The sequence below is a fragment of the Massilia eurypsychrophila genome (assembly GCF_002760655.1).
Taxonomy (GTDB): Bacteria; Pseudomonadota; Gammaproteobacteria; order Burkholderiales; family Burkholderiaceae_D; genus JAFCUW01.
The window spans coordinates 1-418 of record NZ_PDOC01000104.1 but is presented as its reverse complement, the minus strand read 5'-3'; the positions used below and the strand labels follow the sequence as shown (position 1 = coordinate 418).

The window sequence follows — 418 nt, the reverse complement described above, 5'->3', positions numbered from 1 at the left end:
CATTGAGCGTCCACTCTTATCGACTGTTGAACAAGAAGAACAGCATTTGGGGCTGTAGCTCAGCTGGTTAGAGCACCGTGTTGATAACGCGGGGGTCGTTGGTTCGAGTCCAACCAGCCCTACCAGTCTTACTAGATGTATCTCAGGGGGATTAGCTCAGCTGGGAGAGCACCTGCTTTGCAAGCAGGGGGTCGTCGGTTCGATCCCGTCATCCTCCACCAAAAGTTCAAACGTAAGCCACGAGGTTTAGGTTTGGTCTTTTAGAGATTAAATGCTGTTTTGTTCTTTAACAATTTGGAAGAAGTAAAGTTTTAATCGTCTGACCGACAGGTCAGATGATGGGTAGTGATTGTAAATCGCAACAAACAACAACGCTGTACTCTTATCTCTGTAACGTCTTTCGGCTTAGTCGGCTGAG

2 tRNA genes are annotated in these 418 nt (G+C 47.1%); both read left to right on the top strand.

Features of this window, described 5'->3' with window-relative positions:
* Window positions 1–48: 48 nt before the first annotated feature.
* Window positions 49–125: transfer RNA gene (locus CR105_RS27580), tRNA-Ile, on the top strand.
* Between the two features lie 20 nt (window positions 126–145).
* A tRNA-Ala gene (locus tag CR105_RS27575) sits at window positions 146–221 on the top strand.
* Window positions 222–418 lie beyond the last annotated feature (197 nt).